The sequence below is a fragment of the Exiguobacterium sp. s95 genome, from assembly GCF_018618655.1.
In the GTDB taxonomy this organism is placed as follows: domain Bacteria; phylum Bacillota; class Bacilli; order Exiguobacteriales; family Exiguobacteriaceae; genus Exiguobacterium_A; species Exiguobacterium_A oxidotolerans.
In genome coordinates this window covers 136,460-157,212 of record NZ_JACSMM010000002.1, presented here as the reverse complement: position 1 = coordinate 157,212, position 20,753 = coordinate 136,460, and the positions used below count along the sequence as shown (strand labels likewise).

Genomic DNA, 20,753 nt, shown 5'->3' with positions numbered 1-20,753 from the left:
TCAGCAGATTTTTTTAAACAACTTGAAGAAATTACAATATCACAAAATAACGATAGCGACTCAGGTGGAATAATTGTAGTACCATGGTACGCCAAGCCACTAGCTGGTCGATTAAATGTCTGGAAATATGTTTTCATGATTAACAGTTGCTCCATTAAATCGCTAACAACATTGTCACCAACACTAATGCAATTAAATTTCTTTGGTTCATAATCAATGTACCTCGGTAGATTTTTATGATTATCAATAATTCCAAATTCGTGATTAAGCGCTATATTTTTCACCTTCTTATAATTAATTGATTATGCTAAGACCATTAATCTAAGTACACTTTTTAGCAATACTATAACTTTCTCTTCTTAAATTCAGTAAAAATCCTATAAAAAAAACCCTTGATTTACAAGGGTTTTAACAATCTTTGAAATCCTTAAGATTTCAAGGTATGGAGACGGTGGGAGTCGAACCCACGTCCGAAGGCATCGTATACTTAAGCTTCTACGTGTGTAGTCAATTTATTGGGATCTCGTCGTCAGGCTGCCAATTGACAGGCGTCCGTCCAACCAGTCTGATTCCATCTCTTCTCTTTCCCTCCAGACGGAAGGGTCCAAGCGTAGCCTGTTTAAAGTGAGACCCTAGAAATCAGCCGACCAGGCGACGGCTGCTAGGATCCGTAGCAACTGTTACGCTGCTGCGAGTTGTGTGTTAGTTTTGCCAGTTATGGCTGATGCGTTTTAACGAGGCCGACCCCTCGACACGCCACAGAAGACCGAACTACCCCCGTCGAATCCGTAACGTCCCCAAGATATAAAATTGGGGCTTTCCGAATACTATTATAATAGCAGAAAAGTGTTACGGGTTCAATACTTTTGCTTGTCGCGTAACGCACGGTCGATATCCCGCTTCGCATCCTTCTTCTTCAGATCGTCGCGCTTGTCGAATTTCTTCTTCCCGCGTCCGAGTCCGATCAGACATTTCGCGTAGCCGTTCTTGATGTAGACCTTCAGCGGCACGATCGTGTACCCGTCGCGCGAGACGAGTCCCATCAAGTTTGCGATCTGTTTTTTGTGCAGCAACAGTTTCCGCGGACGGAGCTGTTCGTGGTTGTACCGGTTCCCCTGTTCAAAGTGGGCGATGTTCGAGTTCCAGAGAATCGCTTCCCCGCCGTCGAATCGGACGAACGCGTCGCCGATACTGATTTTTCCTTTACGGACCGATTTGATTTCGGTTCCCGTCAAGACGAGACCCGCTTCGATCGTATCTTCAATCGCATAATCAAACGACGCCCGTTTGTTGTTGGCTAATACTTTTGAACTTGTCCCTTTTGGCATCTCTCTTCCACCACATTTCTAAACAGAAGCGCTTATTTGCGCTTCCGTTTTTTATTCGAGACCGCTTTATGGAATGGCGGTTTATCCTTTTTGTCTTTCCCGGCGAAGCCTTTGCCTTTAGACTGGTCCTTCGGCTTACTCGGACGCTTCGACTTGCCGCGACGGTCGTCTTTCTTATCGTCGCGTTTTTGTCCCGGACGTCCGCCGCTTGAACGGATCGTCTTCGACTCAAACCGTTTTTTCGGTTGGCGTTCCGGCATCCCGACGACCGCAAAATCAATCGTCTTCTCATCGATATTGACACCGGTGACTTTGATCTCGACGACGTCGCCGATCCGGAATTGTTGTTTCGTCCGTTCGCCGATCAACTGATAGTTCGCTTCATCGTACCGGTAGAAGTCATCCGTCATCGCCTGGATGTGGACGAGTCCTTCAATCGTGTTCGGTAACTCAACGAACATACCGAAGTTCGTCACGCCACTGACGACACCTTCAAACGTCTCACCGATGTGTTGCTCCATGTACTCGGCTTTCTTCAGGGCATTCGTTTCGCGTTCCGCGTCGACGGCACGGCGTTCCCGTTTTGAGGCGTGATCGGCGATTTCCGGCAGCATTTCCGCATAACGGTCCTGTGTCTTTTGCGATTTATCATTAAAGATGATGTACTCGCGTAAGAGACGGTGGACCATCAAGTCGGGATAGCGGCGGATCGGTGACGTGAAGTGCGTGTAGAAATCAGTCGACAGACCAAAGTGACCAATCGGTTCGACGTCATATTTCGCTTGTTGGAGCGACCGTAACATGACCGTACTGACGACGGCTTCTTCCGGCTCCCCTTCGACGGCGTTCAGAATTGTCTGCAACGTCTTCGGTGTGACCGACTCGCCCTTGCGTTCAACATTGATGCCGAAGTTGGCGATGAACTTGAAGAACGTATCGAGACGTTCTGCTTTCGGCTCATCGTGGATCCGGTACATGAACGGCAGTTTTTGGTGTTGGACGTGTTCCGCCACCGTTTCGTTCGCTGCAAGCATAAACTCTTCAATCAACTTCTCAGCGACGGACCGTTCCCGTAACAGGATTTCGCTCGTCTTGCCTTCTTCATTAACGAGGACCTTCGCTTCCGGGAAGTCGAAGTTAATCGCCCCACGGCGCGAGCGCCGTTCGCGGAGGATCGCTGCCAGTTCCGCCATCTGATCGAAGTTGTCGACGAGATCGTGATATTTTGCGATCACTTCTTCGTCTTCGCGTTCGATGATTTTCCGGACATCGGTATACGTCATCCGTTCCGTCGTCTTGATGACACTCTGTAAAATCTCTTGGTTGACGACAGCACCGTTCTTGTCGATTTCCATAATACAGCTCAGCGTCAACCGGTCGACGTGCGGGTTCAGTGAACAAATCCCGTTCGACAGACGGTGCGGAATCATCGGAATGACTCGGTCGACGAGATAGACACTCGTCCCGCGTTCGCGTGCTTCTTCGTCAAGCGGTGAATCTTCCTTGACATAGTGTGAGACGTCGGCGATATGGACACCGAGCTCATAGTTGCCGTTCGCAAGTTTCTTGACGTGGACGGCATCATCCAAGTCCTTCGCGTCAGCACCATCAATCGTCACTGTGACTTCGTTCCGTAAGTCAACCCGACCGACGAGGTCCTTCTCATCGATTTGATCCGGAATGTTGTTCGCTTCCGCAATCGCTGCGTCCGAGAAGTCGACGTTGATGCCGTGCTTATGGACGATCGATAGGATATCGACACCTGGGTCATTTTTATGCCCGATGATTTGTAAGACTTTTGCGGTCCCGGCGTAACGACCGTCCGGGTACTTTGTGATCCGGGCGAGGACTTTATGTCCGTCGACGGCACCGAGCGTATCTTCGTCCGCGACGACCGGCAGGAACGTCAGCTTCGAGTCATCCGGTTCGATGTAGGCGATCGATTCAATCCGTCCTTTAGGACTGACGAACGTCCCGACGAAATCAGCCGGTCCGCGTGAAAGAATCTTCAGCAGCTTGCCTTCGCGGCGGTCGCCGCCGTTTGATTCGGCAAAGACTTTGACGAGGACACGGTCGCCGTTATAGACGTTGCCGAGTTCCGGCGCCGGCAGGAAGATATCGCCTGCTGAACCGTCTTCCGGTGAAACGAATCCGAATCCGCGTTGATGGACGGAGATTTTCCCGGCGACTTGCCCGATTTGCGCGAGCGTCCCGTATTTGTTCGAGCGGGTCCGGGCGACGAGTGCCTCTTCTTCAAGTGCGTTCAACGTCCGGATCAATTCTTTGAATTCAGTTGTATCCGTTAATTCCAGTTTTTTCGTTAATTGATCGATCGACAGCGGACGTTCTTCCGCCGTGATGACCTCGAGTATTCGTTCACGTAATTCCAACGTGACACCTCCAGTTAATTGCTCCAGTTCAACGATTCTAAAAAGTCATGAATGTCCGCGTGGAGCTTATCTTTTTCTTTGTCGAGCGTAATGACATGACCTGAGTTCTCATACCAGATCAGCTCTTTTTGGAATGCACTGACACCATCATGGATGATGTTGGCCGAATCCGTATTGATCATATGATCATTACGGGCCTGGACGACGAGTGTCGGCGCATAGACATCTTCGAGTGAATCGCGTGTCTGCTTCAACAACTCTTGTAAATCTTTTAAGGTCGGCATCGGTTCGAACGCTGCCATTTCTTGTTCGATTTGTTCCGGTGATTTTCCTTCTCGTTTCTTAAATTCGATAGCGTACTCGGTAACGCCTGCATACATGACGTCTTCACTTTTAATATAAGCGGGTGCGCACATCGGAATGACCGCTTTGACGGGACGGTTCATCGACAGTTTCAGTGACATGACGCCACCGAGCGATAACCCGCAGACGGCGATTTCGTCGTACCCTTTCGCGACGAGCTCTTCGTACCCGTCGAGGACGTCCTGCCACCAGTCGGCTGGCCCGGTCTTCGTCAGCTCTTCGGGTGGGGCGGCGTGCCCTTTATATTGTGGGGCGAGTGATGTATAGCCCTGTTTTTGCAGGTAACGGCCGAGGATCCGGACATCGGCACTCGAACCCGTGAAGCCGTGTAACAGTAAGACGGCCCGTTTGCCGGCTTCAAAAAAGAATGGTTTTGGTAATGTAATTTTCATAAAATGATTCCCCCTCTAACTCTATACCCCAAAATGAAAATTTAGAAATCGAGAAAACAAGAAAAAACGACAGCGCAAACGTACGGCTGTCGTTTCAATACTCACTTATAAAAAGCGACGAGTAACGCCAAAATAAAGAATAAAGCTCCTAAAACAGATGCCACACGATTCAGGACCGCATCCAAGCCACGAGCTTTTTGGCGACCAAATAATTGTTCTGCCCCACCAGTTAATGCTCCGAGTCCAGCCGTACGGCCTGACATCAAGAGAACGACGATGATGAGAAGAACGGAAACGACGATGAGGCCGACAAGAGCCACGTTATGAATGATCATCGATGATCCTCCTTCAATAATATACGCTTCTTTCATTATAGAGAAAAACAGGTACGGGAACAAGGAATAGATTTATCGGATTCCAGTTCCTGCAAAAAAACATCAGTCGCTCAAGGATTGCTCCGGCGCGACTGATGATAGAAGACTTATTGTTTGATGAGATCGAGTTCGACTGGAATGTTCTTGTCGACTGTCTCGCCTTTCAAGTGTTTGATCGCTGTATCGATGCCCATCTTCCCGATTTCTGTCGGTTTTTGCGCAACGGTTCCTGCCATCTTGCCATCTTTAACAGCTTTGACGGCATCGTCTGTCGCGTCAAATCCGATGACTTTGACATCTTCCATGCCGGCTGCTTTCAATGCTTCGACAGCACCGAGTGCCATTTCGTCATTGTGGGCGAAGACTGCTTTGATGTCTTTGTTGTTCTGTAAGATGTTTTCCATGACCGACAGACCTTTTGCACGGTCGAAGTTGGCTGATTGTTTTGCAACGACGTCCAGTTTCCCGTCGACTGCCGCGTGGAACCCTTCGCCGCGGTCACGCGTTGCGGAAGCACCCGGAATCCCTTCAAGTTCAACGACTTTTGCTTTGTCGCCGACGAGTTCGATCATGTATTCACCCGCTTGTTTTCCACCTGCGACGTTATCCGACGCGATGTGGGCGATGACGTCACCGGCTTCAGCGTTCCGGTCGACTGTGATGACTGGGATGTCGGCATCGTTTGCTGTTTGGACGGCCGCACCGACTGCTGCTGAATCCGTTGGGTTGATCAAGATGAGATCGACTTTCTTTTGAATCATGTCTTCGATGTCGCTTGCTTGTTTTGCCGCGTCATCTTGCGCATCGGCGACTTGCAGTGTTGCGCCTTGTGCTTTTGCTTCTTCTTCGGCTCCTTCTTTGAGTGAAACGAAGAACGGGTTGTTCAGTGTCGAGATTGAGAGACCAATTTTAAAGTCCTTTGTCTTCGTCTCTTTTTCTGTGTCACTGCCTGGCTGCTCTGTCGAACACGCGGCTGCGAACACCATCAAGGCCATCATGACGAGTGCAAGTAATTTTTTCATCTGTAATTTCCTCCTTCAAAATGTGTGTGATTACGTCGTTTGTTTCCGGTCTGCGAGAACGGCGAACAGGATGACGAGTCCTTTGACGACAAGTTGGAAGAACGATGACACACCGAGTAAGTTCAAGCCGTTGTTGAGTGTCCCGATGATCAAGGCCCCGATCAATGTTCCGACAATCCAACCGCGACCACCGGATAGACTTGTCCCGCCGAGGACGACGGCTGCGATTGCGTCGAGTTCATACGATGTTCCTGCCGTCGGTTGCGCCGAGTTGAGGCGTGACGTCAGGATGATGCCGGCGAGTGCTGCCATCAAGCCGGATAGCGAGTAAATCATGATTTTGACTTTGTTGACTTGAATCCCCATCAATTTCGCCGCTTCTTCATTTCCACCAATGGCATATGTGTAACGCCCGAACGTCGTTTTCTTCAAGATGAAGTAAAGGACCGCGAAGGCGATTAACATCGTCACGACCGGTACAGGGAAGATCCAGAAGTAACCCCGACCGAATAATTCAAACCATCCACCTTGACCGAGTCCCGTGATGGGTCGTCCGTCCGTATAGACGAGCGTCAGGCCACGGAAGATCGTCATCGTCGCCAGTGTCGCGATGAACGGTGCGACTTTCCCGAGTGAGATGACCATGCCGTTTAACGCACCCATGATAGCACCGACGATCAGTCCGGCGAGAACGGCAATAATGGCTGATGTTCCGTCCGTCATCAGTCCGGCGACGAACGCCGACGATAAGGCGAGAATCGAACCGACCGATAAATCAATCCCACCCGTCAAGATGACGAACGTCATGCCGAAGGCGATCAAGGCGTTGATCGACACTTGGCGTAAAATGTTGAATAAGTTATTGAGTGTTAAAAAGTCCGGTTCCATAATCGATACGACGAGCACGATCGCGAACAGTCCGGCGAGCGGACCGAGCTTCTGCCCGATTCCGAGCCGACGCGGTTTCTTTTCCGTCAGTTTCCCTTGCATCAATTCCATCTCATTGTCCTCCTGTCGCAAGTGTCATGATACTTTCTTGCGTCGCCTCTTGTTGTTCGAGCATCCCGCTCACTTGCCCTTCCCGCATCACGTAGACGCGGTCACTCATCCCGAGAATCTCCGGGAGGTCGGAACTGATCATGATGATTGCGACACCAGACGCGGCGAGCTCATTCATAATCAGGTAAATTTCTTTTTTTGCCCCGACGTCGACACCACGTGTCGGTTCGTCGAGGATCAAGACATCCGGTTTCGTCCCGAGCCATTTCGCGAGGACAACCTTTTGCTGATTCCCGCCGGAGAGTGACTTCGCCGGTTGATCCATCGAGCTGTGACGGACGGATAACGACTTGAGATAGCCTTCCGCGAACTGGCGCTCCGACTGATCGGAGATGACACCCGACTTCGCTAACGACCGAATCGTCGGCAAGGAGATGTTCTCCCGGAGTGAGAAGTCGAGGAACAAACCCTCGCCTTTTCGGTCTTCCGTCAAGAAACCAAGTCCTTGTTTGATTGCATCGTGCGGTGATTTGATGTTGATGACGTTGCCATTCAGCTTGATTGTTCCTGCCTTCAAGCGATCAACACCGAACAGACCACGCATGACTTCCGTCCGTCCCGCTCCCATCAAACCGGAAAAGCCGACGATTTCACCGGCACGGACGGAAAACGAGACGTCTTCAAACCGTTTCCCCGTCGCTCCCGTCACTTCTAAGACCGTGTCACCGTGTGTAACCTTGCGTTCCGGGTAGCGTTCACCCATCTCGCGTCCGACCATTTCGCGGACGATCTGTTCAAATGATGTCTCAGCGATCCGGTGGGTCGAGACGGAGACCCCGTCCCGCAAGACGGTAATCCGGTCACACAGTTCGAAGATTTCTTCCATCCGGTGCGAGATGTAGACGATTGAGACGCCTTGCTCGCGTAACGCCGTCGCGACACTGAACAGGGCGCGAATCTCACGTTCCGTCAAGGCAGCTGTCGGTTCATCCATGATGATGACCTTTGCGTGCGTCATCAGTGCTTTTGCGATCTCAATCATCTGTTGTTGCCCGACCGATAACGTCCGCGCCAGTTGATTGACATCCATGAAGACGTTCAGTTCCGCCAGTTCCCGTTCCGCGAGTCGTTTCATTTCCGCCTGTTTCAACACACCGAAGCGTGATTTCAACTCACGACCGAGGAAAAGATTTTCCGTCACCGTCAAATCAGGCAGAATGTTTAACTCCTGGTGAATGAAGGCAATCCCCGCTTCTTCCGCCAGTTTCGGATTTTTATAGTGTTGTTCGACACCATCGACTTGAATCGTTCCCTCGTCCGCTTTATGGACACCGGTCAAGATTTTCATCAGCGTTGACTTACCGGCTCCGTTCTCGCCCATCAAGGCATGAATTTCACCTGTCGCGAGTTCGAAGTCGACACCCTTTAAGACGGGCACGGGACCAAACGCTTTTGTGATTCCTGTCATCTCAATGTGCATCGTGCTTCCCCCTTAAAAAATGACGCCGGCGTGTAAAATTACATTGGCGTAAGGCGTCGCTTCACCTGTCCGGATGATGACTTTCGCCTGCTTCGTCAATTCCTTAAACGCTTCGTGCGAGACGTATTCCGTCGTCACGTTTAATTGACTCACCGTAGTGAGCGCCGCTTCGTTCGCTTCCTTGATTTCCGACGCCAGTGTCACCTGTTCAACCGCCATGTCGTCCGCGACGACGCGCAAGACGTCGGCAAACGCCGGTGTCCCGAGTTCGAGCGCTAAATCAATCCGCGCAACGCCGGTCGGAATCGGTAAGCCGCAATCAGCGATGACGATCATATCGGTATGACCGAGATCTGCTAAGACTTTACTGATTTGACTGTTCAAAATGCCGTGTCGTTTCATACTTCGACCTCCATCTGTTCCCGCGATGGCATGCCGCCTTGAGCACCGAGCGCCCGGACGGACATACCGGCTGCCTTGTTCGCAAAGCGAATCGCTTCCGTCAGTGACTTTCCTTCCGTCAACGCGACAGCGAGTGCTCCGTTGAACGTATCGCCGGCACCGGTCGTATCGACGACGTCCGTCTTAATCGCCGGCACCGTCACGATGGCGTCGCCGTCATAGAAGCGGGCACCACGACTGCCTTCCGTTACAATCAATTTATTCGGATACTGGCTTAACCAATGTTCAAGAGATTGCTGTTGTCCGAAAATCAAGCCACATTCATGTTCGTTTGGTGTTAAGTACGTCACGTCTTCGAGCAACTCGTCGTCAAGGACGATGGCTGGCGCCGGATTCAAGATAACGGGAATACCGTGCTCTTTTCCGTAACGCGCCACCTGTTTGACCGTTTCCAGTGGAATTTCGAGCTGTAATAAAATCATGTCCGTCTGACCGAGCAAGCTGTCGAGCTGGCTCTCATCATAGACGACGGCTAAGTTCGCCGACTGGACGACGACGATTGAGTTGTCGCCTTCAGCGAGCGTGATGTGGGCCGTTCCCGTCCGTTCGTTCGCGATCGTTCGGAGGTGTGTCGTCCCGACGTGTTCCGCTTCGAAGTTTTGGCGAATCGCTGTCCCGCTCGCATCGTCACCGATGCACCCGACCATCTCGACGCTCCCGCCGAGTCGGGCAATCGCGACTGCTTGATTCGCCCCCTTACCACCCGGGACGGTATGAAACGCTGAGCCGATGACTGTTTCACCCGCTGACGGACGACGATCGCTTTCAACGACCAGGTCCATCGAGATACTCCCTACTACACTGATTTGTTTCATATTTGTTCATCCTTCCGCTTCGTCGTTTCCCGTTCGATGACTTCGACCGTCAACTCATGATGGACGGCCGCGATTTCTTTTCCTTCAATTCGTTGAATCAGCAACTTCGCCGCCAGTTCCCCCATCTGATAAATCGGTTGGGCGATCGTCGTCAGTGGCGGTGAAATCATTTGTCCGAGTTCGATTCCGTCATACCCGATGACTTGCAGTTGCTCAGGAATCGCTATCCCGCGTTCTGCCGCGACTTGAATCGTTGCCGCTGCGATGACATCGTTCGCTGCAAAAATTCCGTTACAGGTATAGTGGTCGAACAAATAGTTCGCCGCGTCGAGTGCGCCTTGAAAATGAAACGGGGACTCGATGCTTGCGACGAGATGTTTTCCTGCGACTTCTTCAAAACCATCCCGGCGTTTTTTGATCGTCGGTAACTTTGACGGCCCACTGATGACGACGAGTTCATCCGCTCCGTGATCGAGCAAAAATTGGGCTGCCTTCTTCCCGCCGTCGTACCCGTTTGATGTGACGGTCGGGATTGCTCCTTGTAACACCCGGTCGAGTGCGACGATCGGCACTTCGATGGTTTCATAGTTCGGGTTGTTCGAGTAGTTCGTCGTAATGATCAATCCATCGACATGCATCGCTTCGAGAGACTGGATATATTCATGTTCTTTCTGAAACTGTTCATCCGTGTTACACAAAATCACTTGATATCCATGCTTATGTGCCATATCCTCGACGGCACGTGCCAGTTGGGGAAAATAAGGGTTTGTGATGTCCGGTACGATCAATCCAATCAATCCTGATCGTTTTTGAAACAAGGAACGGGCGACACGATTCGGTCGATAATCAAGCTGTTTAACCGCTTGAAGCACCGCCACACGCGCTTTTTCGCTGACATATCCTTTTTCATTCATGACGCGTGATACCGTTGCGACTGATACATTTGCCACTTTCGCTACTTCCCGGATGGTCGACATGATTTCGCCACCTCTTTCTTTTGATAACGCTTACAATATGTATCATATTGTGTAACCGGTTACACATCAACCGTTTTCCGTAAAATATATTTTATTTATTTTATTCCGCTTACTTTCTAAAACTCCATACATAGCAAAAAAGTACGAAAAAACGTTTCATACGAACGTTTTCCGTACTTTTCAAGAGTGTTGGTGTCGTTTTTTGAAAGCTCTTCGAATGATCGCAATGACGAACGCGAGGATCGCGAGCGGTTCGAATAAGTAGATCAGCAAAAATGTAACATCGATGATGGCATCTTGCGGATTGTACCGTAAGATATAAATCGCACCCGGTAGTAAGGCAATCAATCCCCCGACACCCAGGATGGTTCCGATGATTAAACTTTGTCGTGAGAAACGACTCGTGATTTGATAAAGTCCGATGAATAGAATCAATTCCGTGAAATAGATGATACGTAACGGAATATCGTCAATCGATGTCTCCATTCCTAGAAATAAATAACGAAACAACATGATTCTTCCCTCCCCGTTCTTTCTTCTGTACCCGGTTATTGATTCGATTAATGCAACAACTGCGACTTGACTGCATATCCTAGCTTAATTTAGGGAACTAAACTAGAGGATAGAGGTTAAATCAAGGATATAAGAGAAAGTTGGGGGTTTCGGTGAAAGAAGAATATTCAATGAAAGTCGTCAGCTGTTTAAATGATTTTTTTAAAAAAAACAAAGAACCACTCGAAGTCGATTTACTGCGTGGACTTCCACCCGTCGTCTTGTTGCTAAAAGATGGAGCAAAACGATCATTTCCTGTTGAAACCAATCTTCATGATGAATTGCTGAGTGATATCAAGCGGCTTGTGCAAGAATGCCTGGATCCGGAGACCTTGCGCAATCTTGACATCGACACAGATTTACCTGAATTTTTTGTCACGAAAGCACCACTGTATTCACCGTATCATTACCTCGTTACGTTTATTGAGGATTGATTTCAAAGTATAAAATTTCATTTTAATATTACGGGATTCGACATTGAGTCGGATCTCGTTTTTTCTGCGTAAAAAAGTTAGGGAAGCACTTACGTCTCACTCACTTGCCATTCATGTGCTTTTTCCTGTAGGAGTCACATGAAGCAAGTAATTGTCGTAGTTCCCATCTTATCTGACAGGATCTATACCAACAAAATAGACCCGTGCCCGGCTTTTTAGGATAGAGGACACTTAGACCTCTGCTACCTGCTAGAAGTTTAGCAAATTGTGTCCTACGTGAGCCAGAGTACAACTCTGTTAATCAATGCCTACAAAAGCGAAAAGCATACCCCGCTCGACTTCTAAAGGGAAAAGGAAGCTTAGCTTCCGTCAGGGACAGGTGAGACCCGGACATCTGATTAAGATGTCCGCGGCTTGCGTCCCGCCCTAGAAAAGCGAGCGGAGTAATGCTTGAGCTTGATTCTTCCTTCTCATCATCAACAAAAAAAACAGCCCCTCGCTAAGCGAGAGACTGTCGACTCAATCCGTAAATTACTTCTTGAGGTTGTAGAATGATTTGATTCCGTCGTAGACAGCAACATCTGAAAGCATGTCTTCGATGCGGAGAAGTTGGTTGTATTTCGCAATACGGTCTGTACGTGAAAGTGAACCAGTTTTGATTTGACCAGCGTTTGTCGCAACAGCGATGTCAGCGATTGTTGAATCTTCTGTTTCACCAGAACGGTGAGAAACGACAGCTGTGTAACCAGCTTTTTTAGCCATTTCGATTGCGTCGAATGTTTCAGTCAACGTACCGATTTGGTTAACTTTGATGAGGATCGAGTTAGCGATGCCTTTTTCGATACCTTCAGCAAGTTTTTCTGTGTTTGTTACGAACAAGTCATCTCCAACGAGTTGAACTTTGTGTCCGATACGGTCTGTGAGAAGTTTGTGGCCGTCCCAGTCGTTTTCGTCACAGCCATCTTCGATTGAGATGATTGGGTATTTGTCGACGAGTTGTGCGTAGAATTCAACAAGCTCTTCTGTAGAAAGGACTTTGCCTTCGCCAGCGAGGTTGTATGTTCCAGCTGCTTTGTCGTAGAACTCAGAAGAAGCGACGTCCATTGCAAGGTAAACATCTTCGCCTGCTTTGTAGCCAGCTTTTTCGATTGCTTCAAGGATAACTGTGATTGCTTCTTCGTTTGATTTCAAGTTTGGAGCGAATCCACCCTCGTCACCAACTGCTGTGTTAAGACCCATTCCGCTAAGAACTGATTTCAACGCGTGGAAGATTTCAGCACCCATACGAAGTGCTTCTTTGAATGTTGGAGCTCCAACAGGCATGATCATGAACTCTTGGAAGTCAACGTTGTTGTCAGCGTGTGATCCACCGTTGATGATGTTCATCATTGGAGTTGGAAGTGTTTTCGCATTGAATCCACCGAGGTACGTGTAAAGTGGAAGTCCAAGCTCATCTGCAGCAGCACGAGCAGCAGCCATCGAAACACCGAGGATTGCGTTAGCGCCGAAGTTACCTTTGTTTTTTGTTCCGTCGAGATCGATCATTTTTTTGTCGATTCCAGCTTGGTCGAAAACATCGTAACCGATGATTTCAGGTGCGATTTTTTCGTTGACGTTGTCAACTGCTTTCAAGACACCTTTACCGAGGTAACGTGCTTTGTCGCCGTCACGAAGTTCTACTGCTTCGTGCTCACCAGTTGATGCGCCTGATGGGACGAGTGCGCGACCAAAGCCGCCGTCTTCTGTATATACTTCTACTTCTACTGTTGGGTTACCGCGTGAGTCAAGAATCTCGCGTGCATAAATCTCTGTAATCATTGACATTTAAATTCGCTCCTTTTAGTTGAAAAAAAATAGTGTGTGTTGCTTTGTTAGACGTTTATTCCATCGACGGGATTATTTCTTTAATACGATGGATTTACCCGTCATTTCTGACGGCTGATCTGCGCCAAGTAGATCAAGTAATGTTGGTGCTAAATCCGCTAATGCGCCTGTAAGTGGCTCGAGAAGCTCGACGTCTTCGACTGTCACGATACATGGTACCGGTTCTGTCGTATGGGCCGTCATCTTGCTGCCATCTTTATTGAGCACTTTATCGGCATTTCCGTGGTCAGCAGTCACGATTGCTGCGCCACCTTTGCTGACGATCAAGTCAACGACTTTACCGAGACATTCATCAACTGCTTCGATTGCCTTGATTGTCGGTTCGAGCATACCCGAGTGACCAACCATGTCCGGGTTCGCGAAGTTCAGGATGATGGCATCATGTTTGTCGGAATTGATCGCTTCAACAAGCGCATCCGTTACTTCATAAATGCTCATCTCTGGTTGTAAGTCGTATGTTGCGACTTTTGGCGACGGGATTAAGATACGATCTTCGCCTTCATACGGTTCTTCACGTTGTCCGTTGAAGAAGAACGTGACGTGTGGATACTTTTCAGTTTCCGCAATCCGTAATTGTTTTAAGCCTTGCTTCGAGAGTGTTTCCCCAAGCGTGTTTTTGATATCTTCTGGCGGGAAGACGATATCCGTATCAATCGCATCCGAGTACTTCGTCATGGAGACGAGCAGCAGGTTCTTCGGTGCATTGTCCGGAAGTTCGAATCCTGTGAAGCCAGCTTTTTCTTTGTAGACCTTCGCCAGTTGAATCGCACGGTCAGGGCGGTAGTTAAAGAACATGATTGCATCGTTGTCGTGGATCGGTGCGACTGGCGTACCGTCTTCCTGCACGACGACGGTTGGTTCGATGAACTCGTCCGTAACGTCCTTCGTATATGATTCTTCTACCATGCCGATTGGGTCTTTTGTTGTCGGGCCTTCACCGTATGTGATGACGTCATAGACTTTCTTGACGCGCTCCCAACGGTTGTCGCGGTCCATTGCATAATAGCGTCCAGAGACACTTGCGAATTGACCGACTTGTAACTCATCCATCTTCGCTTGCGCGTCACGAAGGAAACCAGCACCCGATTGCGGATCACAATCGCGGCCGTCCGTGAAGGCATGCAGGTAAACTTTTTCGATTTCGTGAAGTTTCGCGAATTCAAGAACAGCATACAAGTGGTTGATGTGACTGTGGATTCCACCGTCAGATACTAAACCAAAGATATGGAGTGCTGAATCATGTTTCTTCACGTGACCTGCCGCATCGTTCATCGCTTGACGCGAGAAGAACGAGCGATCTTTGACGGCGTTGTTGATTCGGGATAGCGATTGGTAGACGACGCGACCTGCCCCGATGTTGAGGTGACCCACTTCTGAGTTCCCCATCTGACCTTCAGGCAAACCAACGTATTCCCCTTTCGCATTCAACAACGTATGCGGATATTTGTTCCAAAAGCGATCGAAGTTCGGTTTGTTTGCCGCTGTCACAGCATTCCCGAATTCTTCATCACGCATACCGAAACCATCAAGGATGATAAGTGCGACTGGACGTTTTTTCATTTAAATCGCCTCCAACAGTTTGAGGAACGATCCTGTCTCAAGACTTGCTCCACCAACGAGTGCTCCGTCGATGTCAGGTTGAGCCATATATTCTTTGACGTTCTCCGGCTTGACGCTGCCACCGTACTGGATACGAACTGCTTCTGCAGCTTCTGTACCGAATTCAGCAGCGACGACGTCGCGAACGAATTTACAAGAATCTTGTGCATCTTGTTCTGTCGCTGATTTACCTGTTCCGATTGCCCAGACAGGCTCATATGCGACGACAAGATTTTTCACTTGGTCGACAGTCAAGCCTTTAAGGCTGTTTGCCGTTTGTTCACGAATGACGTCTTCGAACTTGCCGCCTTCGCGCTCTTCAAGTGTTTCACCTACACAAACGATTGGAACGAGACCGTGCTCGAACGCTTTTTTCGCTTTGCTGTTGATGAATGAATCTGTTTCACCAAAGTACTCACGACGTTCAGAGTGACCGAGGATGACGTATGTCACGTCAAGCTCTTTCAGCATGACAGGGCTGATTTCGCCTGTGAATGCGCCACTTTCTTGATCGTACATGTTTTGAGCACCGATTTTAAGATCAGTTCCAGCTGCCGCTTCCGTTAAATGAGCAAGGAATACAGCTGGTGCACAGACAGCAGCATCGACAGTCGATGCAGCTGGTACTTTGCCTTTTACTTCTTCTGCGAATGCGACTGCATCCTTCAGAGTTAGATTCATCTTCCAGTTACCTGCGATGATTGGTTTACGCATTGAGAAACACTCCCTTGTGAACTATTGGATTACTTGTCGTTAAGCGCTTCGACACCAGGAAGGGCTTTACCTTCCATGAACTCGAGGCTCGCTCCGCCACCAGTCGAGATATGGCTCATCTTGTCTGCAAGACCGAATTTCTCAGCTGCTGCAGCAGAATCCCCACCACCGATGATTGAGTATGCGTCGCTATCAGCAAGTGCTTGAGCGACACCTTTCGTTCCGTTTGCGTATTTATCAAGTTCGAATACGCCCATCGGTCCATTCCAGACGACGAGTTTCGAGTTCTTGATTGCTTCCGCATACAGTTCGACTGTTTTTGGTCCGATATCAAGTGACATGTGATCCGCTGGGATACTGTCGATATCGCGTGGTCCTACATATGTTTCTTCGCCGAATTCCTTCGTGATGACACAGTCGACCGGCATTAAGAACTTGACGCCTTTGTCTTCTGCTTTTTTCATGAATTCTTTCGCTTGGTCGATTTTGTCTACTTCGAGAAGTGACGTTCCGACTTCATAACCTTGAGCTTTGAGGAATGTATAAGATAATCCCCCACCAATGATCAACGTATCGACGATATCAAGCAAGTGATCGATGACACCGATTTTGTCGGCTACTTTCGATCCCCCGATGATTGCAGTGAACGGACGATCCGGGTTCGAGATCGCTTTCCCGAGAACTTGAAGTTCTTTTTCAATCAACAATCCCGCTACAGCAGTATCGACATGGTGCGCGATTCCTTCTGTAGAAGCATGTGCACGGTGAGCTGCACCGAATGCATCGTTGACGAAGATATCTGCGAGTTTCGCAAATCCTTCAGCGAGTTCAGCATCATTTTTTGTTTCTCCAGGGTAGAAACGAACGTTTTCAAGAACGAGAACGTCTCCTGCTTCAAGCTTGCTGACCGCTTCTTCAGCGACCGGGCCATACGCTTCTTCAACGAGCTTGATGTCTTTACCAAGCAATTCGCTGAGGCGTGCTACGACTGGTGCAAGTGAGAACTCAGGATTTTTTTCGCCTTTAGGACGTCCCATGTGGCTTGCGAGAATGACTTTCGCTCCGCCATCCATCAAATGTTTGATTGTTGGAAGTGCCGCACGAATCCGTGTGTCGTCCGTAATTTTACCGTCTTCTAGTGGTACGTTGAAGTCGACACGTGTAAACACGCGTTGACCTTGTACATCGATGTCGCGAATTGATTTCTTATTCATACATTCGTCCTCCGTCTCATACGTATAGTGAGGGGCTGTGACGCCCCTCCAGACTTTTTTTCGCAATAAGAGCGGAGACTGGTAGTTTCCGCTCTTATTCAATTGCTATTTAATTGCTCGAATTACTTAGCGATTTCTGCGAAGTGTTTGAGTGTACGAACGAGTTGGCTAGTGTAAGACATTTCGTTGTCATACCAAGCAACTGTTTTAACGAGTTGCTTGTCGCCGACAGTAACAACTTTAGTTTGTGTTGCATCGAAGAGTGATCCGTAAGAGATACCAACGATGTCAGAAGAAACGATTTCGTCTTCAGTGTAACCGTAAGACTCGTTCGCTGCTGCTTTCATAGCTGCGTTAACTTCTTCAACTGTAACTTTTTTCTCAAGAACTGTTGTGAGCTCAGTGAGTGAACCTGTAGCGACTGGTACACGTTGTGCAGATCCGTCAAGTTTACCTTGAAGTTCTGGAAGAACGAGGCCGATTGCTTTAGCAGCACCAGTTGAGTTAGGAACGATGTTAGCAGCTGCTGCACGTGCACGACGGAAGTCACCTTTAGGGTGTGGAGCGTCGAGTGTATTTTGGTCGCCAGTGTAAGCGTGGATAGTTGTCATAAGACCTTCAACGATTCCGTACTGATCTTGAAGAACTTTCGCCATTGGAGCGAGACAGTTCGTAGTACATGAAGCACCAGAGATAACTGTTTCAGTTCCGTCAAGAATTTCGTGGTTCGTGTTGTAAACGACAGTTTTCATGTCGCCAGTAGCAGGTGCTGAGATAACAACTTTTTTAGCTCCAGCTTTCAAGTGAAGTTCAGCTTTTTCTTTGTCTGTGAAGAAACCAGTACATTCGAGAACGATGTCAACACCGAGCTCGCCCCATGGAAGTTCTTCTGGGTTGCGGTTAGCAAGTGTTTTGATTTCTTTACCGTTTACGAGGAAGTATCCGTCGTGTACTTCAACTTCTCCGTCGAAACGACCTTGAGTCGTATCATATTTTAAAAGGTGTGCAAGCATTTTAGTGTCTGTGAGGTCGTTGATTGCGACTACTTCGATTCCTTCAAATTGAAGAATTTGACGAAGTGCCAAACGCCCGATACGTCCAAATCCGTTAATACCAACTTTTACTACTGCCATGATAATTTTCCTCCTTTTAGTGTAAAGCGAGTTATCTATTATTCAAAAGGGGGCTACCCTTTCAAAATCGTTGTTGCGGCTCCTTCATCCGTAATGAGGATGATGTTTGGAGACTGTTTGACGTAGGCATTGATCGCTTCTGCTTTCGAATGACCACCGGCGACAACCACGACGTGTTCGACTTTTTTCAAGTCGTCGAGTTGTAGTCCGACCGTTTTGACACGGTGGACGATGTTTCCGTCCCGATCAAAATAATATCCGAATGCTTCTGCGACGGCTTGCTCGTCTTCGAGCTGTTCCAAAAGAGCTGTCGAAGCACGACGACGTTTTGCCATCGTTTTTGCATCACCAATTCCATGTACCACGATTGAAGCATCTTTAATCATCTGTAAGACATTTTTAATGCTCGGCTCCTCGACCATCTTGACGAATGTCTCGGTGCTGACCATGTCTGGAATGTGAAGCAGATGATAGTCGCTTTGGGCACGTGAAGCCATGCGTGAGCAGACCGTATTCGCTTGAAGTTCAAGCGTTTCGCCAAGACCGCCTCGTGCGGGTACAAACGTCATCGGACGATTTTCCTTATCGGGCGACATCATCGCCGCGACCGAAGCCATCGTCGTCCCACCTGTAACTGCGATCGTATTGTGGTCTTTTGAAAGTTCACGTTTTAAGCGGGCAACTGTTGCCCGTCCCATATCGCGTTGCACCCAGAAGGTTTGATCCGAATCACCCGGTACGATGACGACGTCTTTTACACCAAGCTTCTCTTTTAAGGCTTTCGCCATATCGGAGATCCCGGCGAGTTCCGCCATCACACTGTGCATGCTTCGTAATACTGTCCGCCCTTCATCCGTCAAGGACATGCCTTGCGTCGCAACTTCCAGTAAGTCTTGTTCTTTTAAGAAGTCGACCTCCCGGCGTAGAACGCGTTCCGTCAAGCCAAGGCTCGTCGCAAGTGTTCGTCGTCCGATCGGTTGCATCAGGCGTACATAATGAAGAATGTCGTAACGTGTCTGCATTTCTTCAATCAGATCAGGCACGATTCGCTTTTGGATCTGTACTAACTGCCGAATCATGTAACTCCCGCTCCTCTCAAATTGCTGGACACTTTACGTCCCGCGTGTCATATCTTGTCCCACTTGGTACATTGCTATCATAACAGTACCTTGGTTTTGTTTCAAGTCTCGACCGTCATCTTTTTTCAAGTAAACGATTTCTGACCGCCTCCGCCTCAAATTTTCCATAACTTAAGATTTCGTTTTGATGTGCGAGAACCGGTATTTCGTAGAGGTACTTCAGACTGAGCGCCGCATCGTTGTCAATGTTGATTTCTTCGAATGTCCATTCGGGAAATTCATCTAATACAAAATCGAGCAAGATGGCGGCTTCCTCACATAGTGTACAACCCGGACGTGAATAGAGTGTTAAGTGCATGTTTTCTTTTGTTCGCATCATGAATTTTCCTCTCGTCTCTCGAAGTCCGCTTGGGTCAAACCAAGGGCTGCCCGATATTTTGCGACCGTTCGTCTCGCGACCGTAATCTCCTCCGCTGTGAGACGGTCCGTCAATTGTTGATCACTCATCGGAACAGGCGACGCTTCGAGCAGTTGAGCGATCCGGACCTTAACTAAGAAACTCGACGTCCCGGTCGTCGTCCGTGAGACGAAAAAATCTTCGAGTAACATCGTGCCCTGAATCGTCTTGACCGTTTTGTTCGCAATCGCCCGTCCAACCGTCGACGGATGATGCCCCGTCACTTCCGCCACTTCTTTTTTCGTCAGCGGCGCGAGCTCGAGCTTTCCTTTAAACCAATTGAGCTGTCGCTCGATGATGACGTCCAGAATCGCCCGAAGCGTCGTCCGTCTCCGTTCATATGCACTCAAGAACGGTTTTGCTTCATCGAGGTCCGCCCAGCTCCGGTCGATTTCGAGATCAGACCAGTTGATCGTCAACTCGCCGTCACGGAATTCGATGTCTGCTTCCGGAATCGTCAGAACGGTCGTCTCCGGAAGGACCGGTGCTTTTGGTAACCGATCGAGCGCCGCTTTGATCCGTATCCGGTCTGTTGCATCATCAATGTCTTGAAGTACTTGTTTGACAGCAATCCCTTCATTCAAATCCGTCGCGACATCAATCAATAACGCGTCATCTAGTTCGAGCGCGTGCAACAACCGGCATTCGTGCGCGGAACGTGCCGCAATTCCCGTCGGTTCACACCGTTGTAAAACGTGTCGTGCTTGTTTTACGAGACTGACGTCCGCCTCTAACAATGTTGCCAGTTGCGCATCCGTCGTCCGCAATAATCCATCCGTATCTAAGTACGTCATGAGTTGTTCCGCCATATATCCTATTTCCTGTCTGACCGATTCTAAACGTATTTGCTGAAGAAGCGTCGCTTCAAATGAAGCGACACGGTCTGCGACGCGGCCAAAATCAACGTCGATTGTTTTACTGAGATTATTCCGATAAGCGCTTGTCCGGCGTATGATTCGGTATACATGTTCTTCGAGTTCAGCAAATGATTCTTCAAGAATCGTCAACTGAAACAATTGGGACGTCGATAACGTCATCCGTTGCGTCTGTTCCTGGCGCTGTTCCATCGTCGGATCTCCCTTCAT

20 protein-coding genes and 1 other RNA gene are annotated in these 20,753 nt (G+C 48.9%); 1 reads left to right on the top strand and 20 read right to left on the bottom strand.

All coding sequences use genetic code 11. The features are described from left to right. Positions 1–440: 440 nt before the first annotated feature. The 12 genes from ssrA to KNP99_RS05395 all read right to left on the bottom strand — a co-directional run bounded on the left by ssrA (position 441) and on the right by KNP99_RS05395 (position 11,115). Positions 441–799: a transfer-messenger RNA gene (gene ssrA, locus KNP99_RS05450) on the bottom strand. A 58-nt stretch (positions 800–857) separates the two neighbouring features. Next, positions 858–1,328, bottom strand: a complete 471-nt coding sequence (smpB, locus tag KNP99_RS05445) for an SsrA-binding protein SmpB (protein ID WP_014971147.1) — start codon at positions 1,326–1,328, stop codon at positions 858–860. Positions 1,329–1,360: 32 nt separating this feature from the next. After that, positions 1,361–3,718: a ribonuclease R gene (gene rnr / locus KNP99_RS05440; protein WP_215193086.1), complete on the bottom strand. Its 2,358-nt coding sequence runs from the start codon at positions 3,716–3,718 to the stop codon at positions 1,361–1,363. 14 nt (positions 3,719–3,732) lie between these two features. Next, positions 3,733–4,473 (bottom strand): alpha/beta hydrolase, encoded by a 741-nt coding sequence (locus KNP99_RS05435; protein ID WP_215193085.1) that lies wholly within the window; start codon positions 4,471–4,473, stop codon positions 3,733–3,735. 101 nt (positions 4,474–4,574) lie between these two features. Further along, a complete protein-coding gene (gene secG / locus KNP99_RS05430; protein WP_029331335.1) occupies positions 4,575–4,808 on the bottom strand; it encodes a preprotein translocase subunit SecG in 234 nt (77 codons plus the stop codon). Positions 4,809–4,954: 146 nt separating this feature from the next. Beyond that, on the bottom strand, positions 4,955–5,869 hold the full coding sequence (gene rbsB, locus KNP99_RS05425; RefSeq protein ID WP_214766857.1) for a ribose ABC transporter substrate-binding protein RbsB: 915 nt from the start codon (positions 5,867–5,869) through the stop codon (positions 4,955–4,957). Positions 5,870–5,899: 30 nt separating this feature from the next. Further along, positions 5,900–6,859: a ribose ABC transporter permease gene (gene rbsC, locus KNP99_RS05420; protein WP_029331338.1), complete on the bottom strand. Its 960-nt coding sequence runs from the start codon at positions 6,857–6,859 to the stop codon at positions 5,900–5,902. Positions 6,860–6,869: 10 nt separating this feature from the next. After that, positions 6,870–8,348: a sugar ABC transporter ATP-binding protein gene (locus KNP99_RS05415; RefSeq protein WP_214768833.1), complete on the bottom strand. Its 1,479-nt coding sequence runs from the start codon at positions 8,346–8,348 to the stop codon at positions 6,870–6,872. Positions 8,349–8,360: 12 nt separating this feature from the next. Further along, entirely contained in the window at positions 8,361–8,750 is a 390-nt protein-coding gene (gene rbsD / locus KNP99_RS05410; protein WP_214804307.1) for a D-ribose pyranase, read from the bottom strand. Then, complete coding sequence (gene rbsK, locus KNP99_RS05405; RefSeq protein ID WP_215193084.1) at positions 8,747–9,625, bottom strand: ribokinase; 879 nt, start codon at positions 9,623–9,625, stop codon at positions 8,747–8,749. The genes rbsD and rbsK overlap by 4 nt, the downstream gene beginning before the upstream one ends. Further along, positions 9,622–10,602, bottom strand: coding sequence for a LacI family DNA-binding transcriptional regulator (locus KNP99_RS05400; RefSeq protein ID WP_088837739.1), 981 nt, complete (start codon positions 10,600–10,602; stop codon positions 9,622–9,624). Before KNP99_RS05400 ends, rbsK begins: the two co-directional genes overlap by 4 nt. A 180-nt stretch (positions 10,603–10,782) precedes the next feature. Beyond that, positions 10,783–11,115, bottom strand: coding sequence for a hypothetical protein (locus KNP99_RS05395; protein WP_214801990.1), 333 nt, complete (start codon positions 11,113–11,115; stop codon positions 10,783–10,785). 152 nt (positions 11,116–11,267) lie between these two features. Between KNP99_RS05395 and KNP99_RS05390 the strand changes: the two genes are divergently transcribed. Next, entirely contained in the window at positions 11,268–11,588 is a 321-nt protein-coding gene (locus tag KNP99_RS05390) for a hypothetical protein (protein ID WP_215193083.1), read from the top strand. A gap of 531 nt (positions 11,589–12,119) precedes the next feature. Here KNP99_RS05390 and eno read toward each other — a convergent pair. The 8 genes from eno to KNP99_RS05350 form a co-directional block, all read right to left on the bottom strand. Then, positions 12,120–13,412: a phosphopyruvate hydratase gene (eno, locus tag KNP99_RS05385; protein ID WP_023469213.1), complete on the bottom strand. Its 1,293-nt coding sequence runs from the start codon at positions 13,410–13,412 to the stop codon at positions 12,120–12,122. A gap of 72 nt (positions 13,413–13,484) precedes the next feature. Continuing rightward, the gene (gene gpmI, locus KNP99_RS05380) at positions 13,485–15,032 is read right to left on the bottom strand and encodes a 2,3-bisphosphoglycerate-independent phosphoglycerate mutase (RefSeq protein ID WP_214807213.1); all 1,548 of its coding nucleotides are present in this window, start codon (positions 15,030–15,032) and stop codon (positions 13,485–13,487) included. After that, positions 15,033–15,785, bottom strand: a complete 753-nt coding sequence (tpiA, locus tag KNP99_RS05375; protein WP_215193082.1) for a triose-phosphate isomerase — start codon at positions 15,783–15,785, stop codon at positions 15,033–15,035. Between the two features lie 29 nt (positions 15,786–15,814). Next, a complete protein-coding gene (locus tag KNP99_RS05370; RefSeq protein ID WP_088837743.1) occupies positions 15,815–16,999 on the bottom strand; it encodes a phosphoglycerate kinase in 1,185 nt (394 codons plus the stop codon). A gap of 122 nt (positions 17,000–17,121) precedes the next feature. Continuing rightward, positions 17,122–18,132: a type I glyceraldehyde-3-phosphate dehydrogenase gene (gene gap / locus KNP99_RS05365; protein WP_088837744.1), complete on the bottom strand. Its 1,011-nt coding sequence runs from the start codon at positions 18,130–18,132 to the stop codon at positions 17,122–17,124. Between the two features lie 53 nt (positions 18,133–18,185). Further along, complete coding sequence (locus KNP99_RS05360) at positions 18,186–19,208, bottom strand: sugar-binding transcriptional regulator (protein WP_215193139.1); 1,023 nt, start codon at positions 19,206–19,208, stop codon at positions 18,186–18,188. Positions 19,209–19,326: 118 nt separating this feature from the next. Next, the gene (locus KNP99_RS05355; RefSeq protein ID WP_215193081.1) at positions 19,327–19,590 is read right to left on the bottom strand and encodes a glutaredoxin family protein; all 264 of its coding nucleotides are present in this window, start codon (positions 19,588–19,590) and stop codon (positions 19,327–19,329) included. Continuing rightward, complete coding sequence (locus KNP99_RS05350; RefSeq protein WP_215193080.1) at positions 19,587–20,735, bottom strand: RNA polymerase factor sigma-54; 1,149 nt, start codon at positions 20,733–20,735, stop codon at positions 19,587–19,589. The genes KNP99_RS05355 and KNP99_RS05350 overlap by 4 nt, the downstream gene beginning before the upstream one ends. Between the last annotated feature and the right edge of the window lie 18 nt (positions 20,736–20,753).

Excerpts from the sequence above, each read along its gene's own strand:
- smpB (WP_014971147.1), bottom strand. The coding sequence starts at position 1,328 with ATGCCAAAAGGGACAAGTTCAAAAGTATTAGCCAACAACAAACGGGCG.
- KNP99_RS05435 (WP_215193085.1), bottom strand. The coding sequence starts at position 4,473 with ATGAAAATTACATTACCAAAACCATTCTTTTTTGAAGCCGGCAAACGG.
- secG (WP_029331335.1), bottom strand. The coding sequence starts at position 4,808 with ATGATCATTCATAACGTGGCTCTTGTCGGCCTCATCGTCGTTTCCGTT.
- rbsB (WP_214766857.1), bottom strand. The coding sequence starts at position 5,869 with ATGAAAAAATTACTTGCACTCGTCATGATGGCCTTGATGGTGTTCGCA.
- rbsC (WP_029331338.1), bottom strand. The coding sequence starts at position 6,859 with ATGCAAGGGAAACTGACGGAAAAGAAACCGCGTCGGCTCGGAATCGGG.
- KNP99_RS05415 (WP_214768833.1), bottom strand. The coding sequence starts at position 8,348 with ATGCACATTGAGATGACAGGAATCACAAAAGCGTTTGGTCCCGTGCCC.
- rbsD (WP_214804307.1), bottom strand. The coding sequence starts at position 8,750 with ATGAAACGACACGGCATTTTGAACAGTCAAATCAGTAAAGTCTTAGCA.
- rbsK (WP_215193084.1), bottom strand. The coding sequence starts at position 9,625 with ATGAAACAAATCAGTGTAGTAGGGAGTATCTCGATGGACCTGGTCGTT.
- KNP99_RS05400 (WP_088837739.1), bottom strand. The coding sequence starts at position 10,602 with ATGTCGACCATCCGGGAAGTAGCGAAAGTGGCAAATGTATCAGTCGCA.
- KNP99_RS05395 (WP_214801990.1), bottom strand. The coding sequence starts at position 11,115 with ATGTTGTTTCGTTATTTATTTCTAGGAATGGAGACATCGATTGACGAT.
- eno (WP_023469213.1), bottom strand. The coding sequence starts at position 13,412 with ATGTCAATGATTACAGAGATTTATGCACGCGAGATTCTTGACTCACGC.
- gpmI (WP_214807213.1), bottom strand. The coding sequence starts at position 15,032 with ATGAAAAAACGTCCAGTCGCACTTATCATCCTTGATGGTTTCGGTATG.
- tpiA (WP_215193082.1), bottom strand. The coding sequence starts at position 15,785 with ATGCGTAAACCAATCATCGCAGGTAACTGGAAGATGAATCTAACTCTG.
- KNP99_RS05370 (WP_088837743.1), bottom strand. The coding sequence starts at position 16,999 with ATGAATAAGAAATCAATTCGCGACATCGATGTACAAGGTCAACGCGTG.
- gap (WP_088837744.1), bottom strand. The coding sequence starts at position 18,132 with ATGGCAGTAGTAAAAGTTGGTATTAACGGATTTGGACGTATCGGGCGT.
- KNP99_RS05355 (WP_215193081.1), bottom strand. The coding sequence starts at position 19,590 with ATGATGCGAACAAAAGAAAACATGCACTTAACACTCTATTCACGTCCG.
- KNP99_RS05350 (WP_215193080.1), bottom strand. The coding sequence starts at position 20,735 with ATGGAACAGCGCCAGGAACAGACGCAACGGATGACGTTATCGACGTCC.